General features: G+C 72.3%; 13 protein-coding genes. 10 read left to right on the forward strand and 3 right to left on the reverse strand.

Features of this window, described 5'->3' with window-relative positions; all coding sequences use genetic code 11:
- Positions 1-175 precede the first annotated feature (175 nt).
- Positions 176-298 (reverse strand): 50S ribosomal protein L36, encoded by a 123-nt coding sequence (locus ABZU52_RS02745; RefSeq protein WP_030490864.1) that lies wholly within the window; start codon positions 296-298, stop codon positions 176-178.
- Between the two features lie 163 nt (positions 299-461).
- Between ABZU52_RS02745 and ABZU52_RS02750 the strand changes: the two genes are divergently transcribed.
- On the forward strand, positions 462-1,373 hold the full coding sequence (locus tag ABZU52_RS02750; protein ID WP_354969363.1) for a lytic polysaccharide monooxygenase: 912 nt from the start codon (positions 462-464) through the stop codon (positions 1,371-1,373).
- Between the two features lie 27 nt (positions 1,374-1,400).
- Here the strand turns inward: ABZU52_RS02750 and mgrA are convergent, their stop codons facing one another.
- Positions 1,401-2,396, reverse strand: coding sequence for an L-glyceraldehyde 3-phosphate reductase (gene mgrA, locus ABZU52_RS02755; RefSeq protein WP_354969364.1), 996 nt, complete (start codon positions 2,394-2,396; stop codon positions 1,401-1,403).
- Positions 2,397-2,466: 70 nt separating this feature from the next.
- Here mgrA and ABZU52_RS02760 point away from each other — a divergent pair, with 70 nt between their 5' ends.
- The 8 genes from ABZU52_RS02760 (at position 2,467) to ABZU52_RS02795 (ending at position 10,163) form a co-directional block, all read left to right on the forward strand.
- Positions 2,467-3,447 carry an aldo/keto reductase gene (locus ABZU52_RS02760; protein WP_354969365.1) on the forward strand — a complete coding sequence of 327 codons (981 nt, stop codon included), beginning with the start codon at positions 2,467-2,469 and terminating at the stop codon, positions 3,445-3,447.
- Between the two features lie 5 nt (positions 3,448-3,452).
- Complete coding sequence (locus ABZU52_RS02765) at positions 3,453-3,950, forward strand: hemerythrin domain-containing protein (RefSeq protein ID WP_354969366.1); 498 nt, start codon at positions 3,453-3,455, stop codon at positions 3,948-3,950.
- A 55-nt stretch (positions 3,951-4,005) separates the two neighbouring features.
- A complete protein-coding gene (locus ABZU52_RS02770; protein WP_354969367.1) occupies positions 4,006-5,250 on the forward strand; it encodes a histidine kinase in 1,245 nt (414 codons plus the stop codon).
- Positions 5,247-5,897 (forward strand): response regulator transcription factor, encoded by a 651-nt coding sequence (locus tag ABZU52_RS02775; RefSeq protein ID WP_354969368.1) that lies wholly within the window; start codon positions 5,247-5,249, stop codon positions 5,895-5,897. The genes ABZU52_RS02770 and ABZU52_RS02775 overlap by 4 nt, the downstream gene beginning before the upstream one ends.
- Before the next feature lie 35 nt (positions 5,898-5,932).
- Positions 5,933-6,055, forward strand: a complete 123-nt coding sequence (locus tag ABZU52_RS02780) for a hypothetical protein (protein ID WP_354969369.1) — start codon at positions 5,933-5,935, stop codon at positions 6,053-6,055.
- Positions 6,056-6,112: 57 nt separating this feature from the next.
- Complete coding sequence (locus ABZU52_RS02785) at positions 6,113-7,573, forward strand: sigma 54-interacting transcriptional regulator (protein ID WP_354969370.1); 1,461 nt, start codon at positions 6,113-6,115, stop codon at positions 7,571-7,573.
- A 2-nt stretch (positions 7,574-7,575) separates the two neighbouring features.
- Positions 7,576-9,528, forward strand: coding sequence for a VWA domain-containing protein (locus tag ABZU52_RS02790; protein ID WP_354969371.1), 1,953 nt, complete (start codon positions 7,576-7,578; stop codon positions 9,526-9,528).
- A 170-nt stretch (positions 9,529-9,698) separates the two neighbouring features.
- Positions 9,699-10,163 carry a hypothetical protein gene (locus ABZU52_RS02795; protein ID WP_354969372.1) on the forward strand — a complete coding sequence of 155 codons (465 nt, stop codon included), beginning with the start codon at positions 9,699-9,701 and terminating at the stop codon, positions 10,161-10,163.
- A gap of 327 nt (positions 10,164-10,490) precedes the next feature.
- On the opposite strand, the gene ABZU52_RS02800 is transcribed toward ABZU52_RS02795, so the two are convergent.
- A complete protein-coding gene (locus tag ABZU52_RS02800) occupies positions 10,491-11,498 on the reverse strand; it encodes a DJ-1/PfpI family protein (RefSeq protein WP_354969373.1) in 1,008 nt (335 codons plus the stop codon).
- A 52-nt stretch (positions 11,499-11,550) separates the two neighbouring features.
- Between ABZU52_RS02800 and ABZU52_RS02805 the strand changes: the two genes are divergently transcribed.
- The coding region (locus ABZU52_RS02805; RefSeq protein ID WP_354969374.1) for an MFS transporter at positions 11,551-12,181 on the forward strand (631 nt) is incomplete at its 3' end.

Raw genomic sequence — 12,181 nt, forward strand, 5'->3', positions numbered from 1 at the left:
TCGCTTCTGGGGCGACGGTAGCTGTGATCGCTAACATGTACAAGCCATAGATGTACGTGACTAAGCGCAGGTGCGCCCCTGCCGCCCCCGGACGAAGATCGGTCAGACGCGAAACGCCCCGACCGGAGGTGACCCGGTCGGGGCGTTGACGACTGTATGTCCGGTAAAGGCGGAATCAGCCCTGGCGGCTCTTCCACTGCGGGTTCGCGCGGTTCACCACGACCACCCGGCCACGACGGCGGACCACCACCGAACCCGGCTTCTGCTTCAGTGCACGCAACGAGCTACGTACCTTCATGTCTGCCTCCTCGGTTCACGCGGTTCCGAGTATCGAAACGCCGCACCCACCCGCCGGATTCCCGCTCGGCGCCCCGGCGACCAGGCTCGGCCGAGCCGAGCGGGACGGTGAGCGTCGAACCTTTGCCGCTTCCCGGCCGTACCAGTGGGCGGAGGTCGTCCTCATGCCCGTACGCCGGCTCCTCGCCACGGTGCTGGTCGCTGCCGCGACCGTGCCGCTGGCCGCCACGCCCGCCGCCGCCCACGGCGCCCCGACCGACCCGATCAGTCGCGCGGCGGCCTGTGGCCCCGAGGGCCGGTACGCGGCCACCGCCGCCTGTAAGGCCGCTGTCCAGGCGGGTGCTGCTGTGCGTGAGTGGGACAACGTGCGAGTTTCCACGATCAACGGGCGAGATCGGGAACGGATCCCGGACGGTGAGCTGTGCAGCGGTGGGCTGTCCGCGTACCGGGGGCTGGACCTGCCCCGCACCGACTGGCCGAGCACCGCGCTGACCGCCGGCGCGACGTTCACCTTCAAGTACCGGACCACCATCCAGCACCGGGGCACCTTCCGGCTCTACGTCACCACGCCCGACTACGACCCGCGCAAGAAGCTGACCTGGGCGGATCTGGAGTCGCGCCCGTTTCTGACGCTTACCGACCCGCCGGTACGGGCCGGGTCGTACCAGCTGGCGGGTCGGCTGCCGGCGGGCCGCAGCGGTCGACACCTGATCTACACGATCTGGCAGAACTCCAACACCCCGGACACCTACTACTCCTGCTCGGACGTGGTGTTCCGTGGTGCCAAGGCCAGCCCCACCCCGGCGAAGGGCGCCGCGCCGAAGAGCCCGCCGCGTACCGCAGTGAGTGCGCCGGCCGCCACCGAGCCGGTGGCGGCGGCGGCGGCCGACCCGGGCGTGCCGGTGGCGTCGGTGACCGACCTCGGTCGCCGGTGGCCGGTGCTGGCTGGCGCCGCCGCCGTGCTGGTCCTGGCGCTGCTGATCGGTGCCGGACGGCGACGTCGCAGCGCCGTCGCACCGGTGGGCCGGCAGTGCGAGGTCCGCAACCACCGGGCCGGGCGGCGCCGGATCTGGTGACCCGACCCGCCCGGTGCCCGGAGGTGGTCAGCCCAGGTGTCGCTCGATCTCGGCCAACTCCTCGGCGGTGAAGTCGAGGTTGTCCAGCGCGGCGATGTTCGTCTCCAACTGCTCGACGCTGCTCGCCCCGATGATCAGGCTGGTCATCCGCGGGTCACGCAGCGCCCAGGCCAACGCGAGTTGCGCGAGGGACTGGCCGCGCCGCTCGGCGACCGCGCCGAGCCCACGGATCGTGGCCATCTTCTCCTCGCTGAGGTCGCTCTCGTTGAGGAAGACGCTGGTGCGAACCCGCGAGTCGGCCGGGATGCCGCCCAGGTAACGGTCGGTCAGCAGGCCCTGGGCCAACGGGCTGTACGCGATGCAGCCCGCGCCCACCTGCTCCAGCGTGTCGAGCAGGCCGTCGGACTCGGTCCAGCGGTTGAGCATCGAGTACGACGGCTGGTTGATCAGCAGCGGCGTACCCAGCTCGCGCAGGATCTCGGCAGCCCTCCTGGTCTGCTCCGAGTTGTAGTTCGAGATGCCGACGTAGAGCGCCTTGCCGGAGCGGACGACGGCGTCGAGCGCGCCCATCGTCTCTTCGAGGGGGGTCTCCGGGTCGAACCGGTGCGAGTAGAAGATGTCGACGTAGTCCAGCCCCATCCGGCCCAGCGACTGGTCCAGCGACGAGATCAGGTTCTTGCGGGAGCCCCACTCGCCGTACGGGCCGGGCCACATGAGGTACCCGGCCTTGCTGGAGATGACCAGCTCGTCCCGGTAGGGCTTCAGGTCGGTGGCGAGCATCCGGCCGAAGTTCTCCTCCGCCGAACCGGGCGGCGGGCCGTAGTTGTTGGCCAGGTCGAAGTGGGTGACACCCAGGTCGAAGGCGCGCCGGACGATGTCGCGCTGCCGTTCGAACGGGCGGTCCGGACCAAAGTTGTGCCACAGCCCGAGTGAGACGGCCGGCAGCCGCAGGCCACTGCGTCCGCTGCGCCGGTAGGTCATGGTGTCGTAGCGGTCATCCGCGGCGAGGTAGGTCACGATCATGAGCCTAACTCCGGCCCAGCATGTTGCGGATCGGGCGTGGAAACCGGGACATCGGGGTAGTTTCGACGCCATGCGTTTCATTGCGCTCGACACCCCCAAACCGCTGTCCAAGATCGGTTTGGGCACCTGGCAGTTCGGCTCCCGGGAATGGGGGTACGGCCGGGACTTCGAGCGGCAGGCGGCGCAGATCGTCCGGCGGGCCGTCGAGCTGGGCGTGACGGTCTTCGACAGCGCGGAGGTCTACGGCTTCGGGCGCAGCGAACGCATCCTCGGCGCGGCGCTCGGCGACGACCGGCCCAAGGTCGTGGTCGCCAGCAAGATCTTGCCCGTGCTGCCGGTGGCCGCGGTGGTGCAGCAGCGGGCGGTCGCCTCGGCGGCTCGGCTCGGCGTCACCAGCATCGACCTCTACCAGGTGCACCAGCCCAACCCGCTGGTCGCCGACCACACCACCATGCGCGGCATGCGGACCCTGCAGGACGTCGGGCTGGTCACCGAGGTCGGCGTCAGCAACTACGGGCTGCGCCGCTGGCAGGTCGCCGAAGCGGCGCTCGGCCGGCGGGTGCTCAGCAACCAGGTCCGCTACAGCATGCTCGACCGCGCCCCCGAGCAGGACCTGCTGCCGTACGCGCGGCAGGCCGGTCGAGTGGTCATCGCGTACAGCCCGCTGGCGCAGGGCTTCCTTTCCGGCCGCTACGACGCGAAGCACCCGCCGACTGGCGCGGTCCGGCGCGCCAACCCGTACTTCCTGCCGGAGAACCTGGAACGCGGCGCCGCGCTGATCGACACCCTGCGCCAGGTCGCCGACGCCCACGACGCCACCCCCAGCCAGATCGCGCTGGCCTATCTGCTGCGCCACCCGAACGTCCTCGCCATCCCCGGCGCCTCCGGGGTCGAGCAGATGGAACGCAACGCCGCCGCGGCCGACATCGACCTCGCCGACGACGAGTACGCGGCGCTGGCCGAGGCCGCGAAACGCTTCCGGCCGGTCACCGGGCTCGCCGCGATGCCGGCGATGCTGCGTGCCCGGTTCGCCAGCCCAACCGGAAAGTGAGCACAGTGGACGACATCACCGCACTGATCCTGGACGACCACGCCGCCTTCCGGCGTGGCTTCGCCCGCCTCGACGACGCCCGCGACGAGCAGGAGATGCTCGCCGTCTGGGACGCCCTCGCCCTGCACCTGGACATCCACGCTGAGGCGGAGGAGGCGATCCTCTACCCGCACCTCGTCAAGCACGGCGACGACGGGGAGGACGAGACCGCCGACGCCATCGGCGACCACAACAAGATCCGCGATGCCATCGCCGAGGCGAAGCTGCACCCGGTCGGCTCGGACCAGTGGTGGGCGGCGGTCGGCACCGCCCGCCGGGAGAACAGCGAGCACCTGGCCGAGGAGGAGGACGAGGCGCTTCCCGACTTCCGCCGGCACGCCAGCACCGAACTCCGCGCCGAGCTGGGCCAGCGCTGGCTGACCTTCTACGGCGAGCACAAGAACGGTCGCAACCTCCCGTTCCGCGACAAGGACCCGCAGCAGTACGTCGCCGACCACCGCTGACATCTCCCCGACGCGGGGGAGTCGCCGAAACCGGTTCCGGCAGCAGAATGGCGAGGTGACCCCCCGAGCAGCGCTGGCCCCGCTGATCGCCGGCACCACCTGGCGGCGCGGCGTGTTCCTGTTGCTCGGCGGCGTGCTGGCGCTGCCGTACGGGCTGCTCGCGGTGACCTGCGCCGAGATGCTCGCCGGCTCGACGACCCCACGCCCACTTGTCTACCCGCTGCTGGTCATCGCGGCGCTGATCGCCGTGGTTCCGCTACTGCTGGACGGCAGCCGGGCGTTGGAGATCGCCGCCGTCCGGGCCCTGCTCGGTGTCGACCTGCCCGATCCCCCGCCCGGGCACCGCGGCGACCGGGAAACACGGCTGCGCAGCGCGCTCTGGATCGCCACCCACCTCATCGTCGGCGCTCTCGTGATGATCGCGCTGTTCGGCCTCCTGCCGATGGCGCTGGCGTTCATCGCCCAACAGTTCGGCATCGGCGCCGAGCTGACCAGCCGGGAACGGTACGGGCCGCTGGACGGGCAGGACAGCGGCTGGCTGACAGTGACCGGGGTGCTCCTGCTGGTCGCCCTCGGCTACGCCGTCGCCGGGCTCGGCGCGCTCGCCGGGTCGATGGCGCCGGTGCTGCTCGGCCCGGCCCAGGCGGAACGGATCGCCGCCCTCGAAGCGCAGGCCGCCCGGCTCGCCGAACGTAACCGGCTGGCCCGGGAGCTGCACGACTCGGTCGGTCACGCGCTGACCGTGGCCACCCTCCAGGCCGGGGCGGCCCGTGAGGTCCTCGACACCGACCCGGAGTTCGTCCGGCGGGCGCTCATCGCCATCGAGGACGTCGGGCGGACCGCGATGGACGACCTCGACCACGTGCTCGGGCTGCTCCGGGAGAACAGCCGCGACCGGCGCGCGGCGGCGCCGCAGCGTACCCTCGCCGACCTGGACCGGTTGGTCGCCGACGCCCGCGCGGCCGGCCTGGCCGTGCACGCGCAGCGCTCCGGCGACCCGACCCGGGTGCCCGCGGTGGTCTCCCGGGAGGGTTACCGGATCGTCCAGGAAGGACTGACGAACGCCGCCCGACACGGCCACGGGCCGGTGACGGTACGCCTGGACCTGCACCCGGACGCGCTGGAGTTGGAACTGGTGAACGCGGTGAGCAACCCCGACCGGGCTCGGCTGGGGCGGGGCGGTCGAGGTCTGGACGGCATGCGGGAGCGGGTGCTACTGCTCGGTGGGCGGCTCACCGCGGGCCCGGACGGCGACCGCTGGTTGATCCGGGCCCGGCTGCCCTACGAGGAGACGCGATGACCACTGGCGTGCTCATCGTCGACGACGACGAGCTGATCCGGATCGGGCTGCGGGCGATCATCGACGCCCAACCCGACCTGCACGTGCTCGCCGAAGCCGCCGACGGGGCCGAGGTGCCACCGCTCGTCGCCCGGCACCGGCCCGACGTGGTGCTCATGGACGTGCGGATGCCCGGCGTCGACGGCATCCAGGCCACCCGGCACCTGCTGGCCACCTCCGCCGACCCGCCCCGGGTGCTGGTGGTCACCACGTTCGCCAACGACGAGTACGTCTACGAGGCGATGCGCGCCGGCGCCTCCGGGTTCCTGCTCAAACGGGCCCGGCCGGCCGAGGTGGTGGAGGCCATCCGAGTGGTCGCGGCGGGGGAGTCGTTGCTCTTCCCGGCCGCGATCCGCCAGCTGGTCGGGGCGTACGGGCCGGCCGGCGGCGACCGGTTGAGCGGCGCCCGGCTCACGGAACGGGAGGCCGAGGTGCTGCGGTTGATGACCACCGGCCGGTCCAACCCGGAGATCGCCGCACACCTGGTGGTCGGGGTGGAGACGGTCAAGACGCACGTCGGCAACGTGCTGGCCAAGCTGGGCGTCCGCGACCGTACCCAGGCGGTCATCGCCGCCTACGAGTCCGGTTTCGTCACCCCGTCGGGCTGATCGGTCCCTTCCCCGGGGAGCGGTTCCCGCGCTGGATGACCGGCCTGGCCGGGTTCCCACAGCGGCTCTGGCCGGTGTGGGGCGTGGCGCTCGGCGCGGCCACCTACGCGTACCACCTGCGGCGCCGCGGTGCCTGCCGGCGGTGCGACCGGGGCTGAGGGTGGGAGGGGGGTGCCCCCCTGATGCCCGGGGCACCCCGGCGAATGTGAGCTAGCGTGGGTCGGGTGACTGCGCCTACCCCGGTAATCCCGGTTCCACCGGCCGACCTGCCCGGCACGCTCGGCGCGCTGCGGGCGGCCGGTCACCAGTACCGCACCGTCAAGCAGGAACTCCGTGACAACCTCCTCGCCCGGATGCGTTCCGGCGAGACCCGTTTCCCCGGCATCGTCGGCTACGACGACACCGTGCTGCCCGAGGTCGAGCGGGCCCTGCTCGCCGGGCACGACATGGTGCTGCTCGGCGAGCGCGGCCAGGGCAAGACCCGGCTGATCCGCTCGCTGGGCGCGCTGCTCGACGAGTGGACCCCGGTCATCCCCGGCTCGGTCCTCAACGAGCACCCGATGCACCCGCTCACCCCGGCGTCGCGCGCCCAGGTCGCGGAGGCCGGCGACGAGCTGCCGATCGGCTGGCTGCACCGCTCGATGCGGTACGGCGAGAAGTTGGCCACCCCGGACACCAGCGTCGGCGACCTGATCGGTGACGTCGACCCGATCCGGATCGCCCAGGGTCGTACGCTCGGCGACCCGGAAACCATCCACTTCGGGTTGGTGCCGCGTACCAACCGGGGCATCTTCGCCGTCAACGAGCTGCCCGACCTGGCCGAGCGGATCCAGGTGGCGCTGCTCAACGTGCTGGAGGAGCGGGACATCCAGGTTCGCGGCTACCAGCTGCGGCTGCCCCTGGACCTGCTCCTCGTGGCCAGCGCCAACCCGGAGGACTACACCAACCGGGGCCGGATCATCACCCCGCTCAAGGACCGGTTCGGCGCGGAGATCCGCACCCACTACCCCGTCGAGCTGGAGTTGGAGCTGGACCTCATCCGGCAGGAGGCCGACCTGGTCGCCGCCGTGCCGGAGCATGTGCTGGAGGTGCTGGCCCGCTTCGCCCGCGCCGTCCGGGAGTCGCCGTCGGTGGACCCGCGCTCCGGTGTCTCCGCCCGGTTCGCCATCGCCGCCGCCGAGACGGTCGCCGGTGCCGCGCTGCGCCGCGCCGGCCTGCTCGCCGCCTCCGGCTCCCCGGAGGGGCGTCCCGAGGCCGCCGTCGCCCGGGTCGGTGACGCGGTGTCGGTGACCAGCACGCTGCGCGGCAAGGTCGAGTTCGAGAGCGGCGAGGAGGGGCGGGAGACCGAGATCCTCGCGCATCTGCTGCGTACCGCGACCGCCGAGACGTTCCGGGCCCACCTCGCCGGGCTGGACCTCTCCGGATTCACCGCCCTGGTCGAGGACGGCGCCGCGATCGAGACCGGCGAGTTGGTCAGCGCCGCCGAGCTGCTGCGCCAGGTCGGCACCGTACCCGGGTTGGCGAAGGTTCTGGACCGGCTCGACCTCGGCGACGCGCCCACCTCGGAGGAGGCCGCCGCGGCCGTCGAGTTCGTGCTGGAGGGGCTGCACCTGACCCGCCGGCTCGGCAAGGACGTCACCGACTCCGGGCGCACCGTCTACGGCGGCCGGGGCTGACCGTGGCCGGCAACCGGTTCCGGTACGGGCAGTGGAACGGCGGGCCTGACCCGCTCGCACCCCCGTACGACGTGCGCGAGGCGGTGGACGCGGTCGGCGCCGAGGTGCTGGCCGGTGGCAGCCTGCGGGAGGCGCTGCGCGACCTGCTGCGCCGTGGCCCGCAGGGTCGGGGTGGCCTGGACGACCTGGCCGCCCGGGCCCGGCGGTTGCGTCGGGAGGCGCTGCGCAGGGGCGACCTGGACGGCGCGGTGACGCGGGCCCAGGCCCTGCTCGACCAGGCTCTCGCCGCCGAGCGGGACGAGCTGCGGGGTCGCGACGACGACGACGCGCGATTCGCCGCGGCGGTGCTGGACAATCTGCCCCGCTCGACCGCGCGGGCGGTGGAGGAGCTGTCCGGCTACCAGTGGGCCAGCGACGAGGCCCGCCGCTCGTACCAGCAGATCCTCGACCAGCTCCGCGACGACGTGCTCGGCCAGCGCTTCGCCGGCCTGCGCGACGCGGTGCGCGCCTCCGCCGACCCGGCCGCCCAGCAGCGGCTCGCCGAGATGATGGGCGACCTGAACGACCTGCTCGCCCGGCACGGTCGCGCGGAGGACACCACCGACGCGTTCGCCGAGTTCATGCGCCGTCACGGCGACTTCTTCCCGGAGAAGCCGGAGACCGTCGACGAGTTGATCGACGTGTTGGCCCGCCGGGCGGCGGCGGGTCAGCGACTGATGAACTCGCTGTCGGAGCGGCAGCGCGCCGAGCTGGCCGGGCTGATGCAGCAGTCGCTCGGCGACCGCCTCGCGGGAGAGTTGTCCTCGCTCGACGCGAACCTGCGGGCGCTGCGACCCGATCTGCGCTGGGGGCGGGGTGAGCGGGTCCGCGGCGACCAGCCGTTGGACTACTCCGACGCGGCCGGTGCGCTGAGTGAGATCGGCGAGTTGGACGACCTGTTGGACCAGCTCGACCAGGAACACCCGGGGGCGACCCTCGATGACGTGGACGTCGACGCGGTGGCCCGCACGCTGGGCCGGGACGCGGCCGACGACGTTCGCCGGCTGCGCGATCTGGAGCGGGAGCTGCGCCGCCAGGGGTGGGTGAGTCGGGACGCGGAAGGGCTCACGCTGAGCCCGAAGGCGCTGCGCCGGCTCGGCGGGACCGCGCTGCGGCGGGTCTTCGCCGAGCTGACCGCCGGGCCGCGCGGCCAGCACGACCTGCGTTCGGCCGGTGCGGCGGGCGAGGTCAGCGGCGCGTCCAGGCCCTGGCAGTACGGCGATGAGCAGCCGTTGGACGTGGTCCGGACGCTGACCCGGGCGGTCAGTCGGGCCGGGCCGACGGTTCCGGTGCAGTTGGCGGTGGACGACTTCGAGGTGGTGGAGACCGAGAAGCGGGCCTCGGCCGCGGTGGTGCTCTGCGTCGACCTGTCGTACTCGATGATCTCTCAGGGTCGTTGGGGGCCGATGAAACAGACGGCGCTGGCGCTGGCACACCTGATGGAGACGCGCTTTCCGCAGGACGCCCTCCAGATCGTCGGCTTCGGCCGGGAGGCGATGACCCTCACCCAGCAGGAGTTGGCGGCCGTGGAGCCGGACATGGAGCAGGGCACCAACCTCCAGCACGCGCTGCGGTTGGCGGGCCGGCATCTGCGCCGGCACCCGGACGCCGAACCGATCGTGCTGGTGGTCACCGACGGCGAGCCGACCGCCCACCTGGACCCGGACGACGGGGAGGCGCTGTTCCACTGGCCGCCGCTGCCGGAGACGATCGAGGCGACGGTCCGTGAGGTGGACCGGCTGAGCCGCTACGGTGCCACGCTCAACCTGTTCATGCTCGGCGACGACCCGGGACTGCGGCGCTTCGTCGACGCGGTGGCCCGCCGCAGCCGGGGCCGGATGTTCACCCCGGACACCGACGACCTGGGCGAGTACGTGGTAAGCGACTACCTGCGCACCCGCCAATCCCGCCGCTAGCCCCCGCCCCCCGCCCCCTGCCCCCTGCCCCCCGCCCCGCGCCCCCGCCCCCTGCCCGGCGTCGATCATGCAGTTGTGGTGGGGGACGAATGCCTCCCGTCCGGGTGAACCGGGCACCACAACTCCATGATCGGCGGGGTGGGGGTGGGGTGGGGCGGTTGACTGGGGGGATGGAGAGCGGGGGGTTGCGGCGGGCCTATGGCGGGGTCTTCCGGGAGTTGGAGAGTGGCGGGTTCGGGGCGGCGCCTGAGGGGCAGCTCAGCGCCGAGCAGATCGTGGCGCATCTCGTCGCCAACGACGAGCTGATGATCCAGGCCACCGAGGCGCTGCTGGCCGGGTCGCCGTTCGCCTACTACGAGTTGGAAGAGGACATCCACCGTCCGCAGCTCGACGCGCTCGCCGCCGAGCAGGGTGGTCTGCGTGGACTGACCGCTCTGCTGCACGGCACCAGCGATCGGCTGTGCGGGCTCGTCGATCAGCTCGGGCTGGCGGCGGACACCCCGGTCGAGACCCACCTGCGCGAGGGCTTCGACCTCGTCGTCGACCAGCCGCTGCCCTGGTCCCGCACCCTGGACCTGCACACCCGGGTGCACCTGCCGAAGCACCAGTCCCAACTACACCTCCTCCGGGCCTGAGCGGCCAAAGACGCTCGGCCCCGAACGGCTCCGTGCAGCCGGCGTGGCCGGCGTGGCCGGCTTAGCTGGCTTAGCTGGCGTCGCGGAGAGTGTCGAAGGTCTTGCCAAATTGAGCGTGATGTCTGTGAGTCATCGTGATGACGGACAGACATCACGCTCGCTGCTCCACCCGGCCCCACCCCAAAGCTCTGCGTCGATCTTGGACTTGCCGTCCCGACAAAAGCGGCAAGACTGGGCAGTTGGGCGACAGTAATTGCAAGATCGCGGGTGCGCGGGTGCGCGGGTGCGCGGGTGCGCGGGTGCGCGAGTGGGGGTGCGGCTGGGGGGTCAGGGTTTGGTTAGGGCGGGGCGGGGGTGGAAGGTGCGGCGGTAGGTGGACGGGGCCACTCCGATGCGTTGGTGGAGTTGCTGGCGTAGGGCGGCGGTGGTGCCAAAACCTGAGCGGTGGGCGATCTGGTCGACGGTGAGGTCGGTCGTCTCCAGCAGCAGTCTCGCGTGGTCGGTGCGCTGTTGCAGCAGCCACTGGGCCGGGCTCAGGCCGGTCTCCGACCGGAAGCGTCGGGTGAAGGTGCGCACGCTCATCCGCGCCTGCTCGGCCAGGTCGCGCAGCGCGATCGGCTCGTGCAGCCGCTGCCGCGCCCACTCCCGGGCGCCTGCCGTGCTGGTGTCGGTCGCCTTCGGTACCGGCTGCTCGATGTACTGCGCCTGGCCGCCGTCGCGCCACGGTGGCACCACGCAGCGGCGGGCCGCCCGGTTGGCCACCTCGCTGCCGTGGTCGAGGCGGATCACGTGCAGGCAGAGGTCGATGCCGGCGGCGACTCCGGCCGAGGTGAGCACCCGGTCGTCGGCGATGAACAGCACGCCCGGGTCGAGGTCCACCTGGCCGTGCAGGCGACGGAACCGCTCGGCGTACGCCCAGTGGGTGGTCGCCCGCCGCCCGTCGAGGAGCCCGGCGGCGGCGAGCACGAACGCGCCGGTGCAGATCGACATGATCCGGGCGCCCCGCTCGTACGCCGCACGCAGCGCAGCGGTCACCTCCGGCTCGACGGTGCCCACTGTCAACGCGGTGCCGTCGTGGATGCCCGGGACGATCACCGTGTCGGCGGTGTCGAGCAGTTCCAGACCGTGGTCGGGGACCACCTGGAAGCCGGCGGTGCTGCGTACCGGCTGCCCGCCCGGGGTGCACACCCGGACGTCGTAGAAGGATGTCCCGTCGGCGGTCCGGGCGGTGCTGAAGACCTGCGACGGAGTGCCGAGGTCCAGGCCAACCACCTGGTGCAGAGCGAGTACGGCGATCCGGTGCGGGCGAGCGGTCATGGCCCGATTATTGCGCATGATGGCTTTCCGGCCACTCGTCCAGGTGAGTGGCCGAACTCAGACTTGTCCCGTGACCAAGAACCGCCGTCTGCATCCCGCCTGGCTGGTCGCCGCCGTCGCCTTCGTGGCGCTGGTCGGCGCGGCCGGCTTCCGTGCCACCCCGTCGGTGCTGCTGCACCCACTGCACGAGGAGTTCGGCTGGCCGCTGGCCACGATCTCCGCGGCCGTCTCGGTCAACCTGCTGCTCTACGGGCTCACCGCGCCGTTCGCCGCCGCGCTGATGGACCGGTTCGGCATCCGCCGGGTGGTCTCGGTGGCGCTGCTGCTGGTCGCCGCGGGCAGCGGGTTGACGGTCTTCATGACCGCCAGCTGGCAGCTCCTGCTCTGCTGGGGTGTGCTGGTGGGGCTGGGCACCGGCTCGATGGCGCTGGCGTTCGTGGCCACCGTCACCGGACGGTGGTTCGTCCGCCGCCGGGGCCTGGTCACCGGAGTGCTGACCGCCGGCGGGGCGGCCGGACAGTTGGTGTTCCTGCCACTGATCGCCATCCTGGTACGCGACCACGGCTGGCGTACCGCCGCGCTCGTGGTGGCCGCGGCGGCGCTGGCGGTCGTACCCCTGGTGGTGTGGTTGCTGCGCGAGCACCCGGCGGATCTCGGCCTGCCCGCCTACGGGGCGACCGCTGTCGTCGCGGCGCCGCCGG

This window comes from Micromonospora sp. NPDC005220, assembly GCF_040607895.1.
GTDB lineage: Bacteria > Actinomycetota > Actinomycetes > Mycobacteriales > Micromonosporaceae > Micromonospora.

What these genes read in the sequence shown, in the direction of transcription:
- ABZU52_RS02760 (WP_354969365.1), top strand. Translation starts at nt 2,467, where the DNA reads ATGCGTTTCATTGCGCTCGACACCCCCAAACCGCTGTCCAAGATCGGT.
- ABZU52_RS02795 (WP_354969372.1), top strand. Translation starts at nt 9,699, where the DNA reads ATGGAGAGCGGGGGGTTGCGGCGGGCCTATGGCGGGGTCTTCCGGGAG.
- ABZU52_RS02750 (WP_354969363.1), top strand. Translation starts at nt 462, where the DNA reads ATGCCCGTACGCCGGCTCCTCGCCACGGTGCTGGTCGCTGCCGCGACC.
- ABZU52_RS02780 (WP_354969369.1), top strand. Translation starts at nt 5,933, where the DNA reads ATGACCGGCCTGGCCGGGTTCCCACAGCGGCTCTGGCCGGTGTGGGGC.
- ABZU52_RS02745 (WP_030490864.1), bottom strand. Translation starts at nt 298, where the DNA reads ATGAAGGTACGTAGCTCGTTGCGTGCACTGAAGCAGAAGCCGGGTTCG.
- ABZU52_RS02775 (WP_354969368.1), top strand. Translation starts at nt 5,247, where the DNA reads ATGACCACTGGCGTGCTCATCGTCGACGACGACGAGCTGATCCGGATC.
- ABZU52_RS02800 (WP_354969373.1), bottom strand. Translation starts at nt 11,498, where the DNA reads ATGCGCAATAATCGGGCCATGACCGCTCGCCCGCACCGGATCGCCGTA.
- mgrA (WP_354969364.1), bottom strand. Translation starts at nt 2,396, where the DNA reads ATGATCGTGACCTACCTCGCCGCGGATGACCGCTACGACACCATGACC.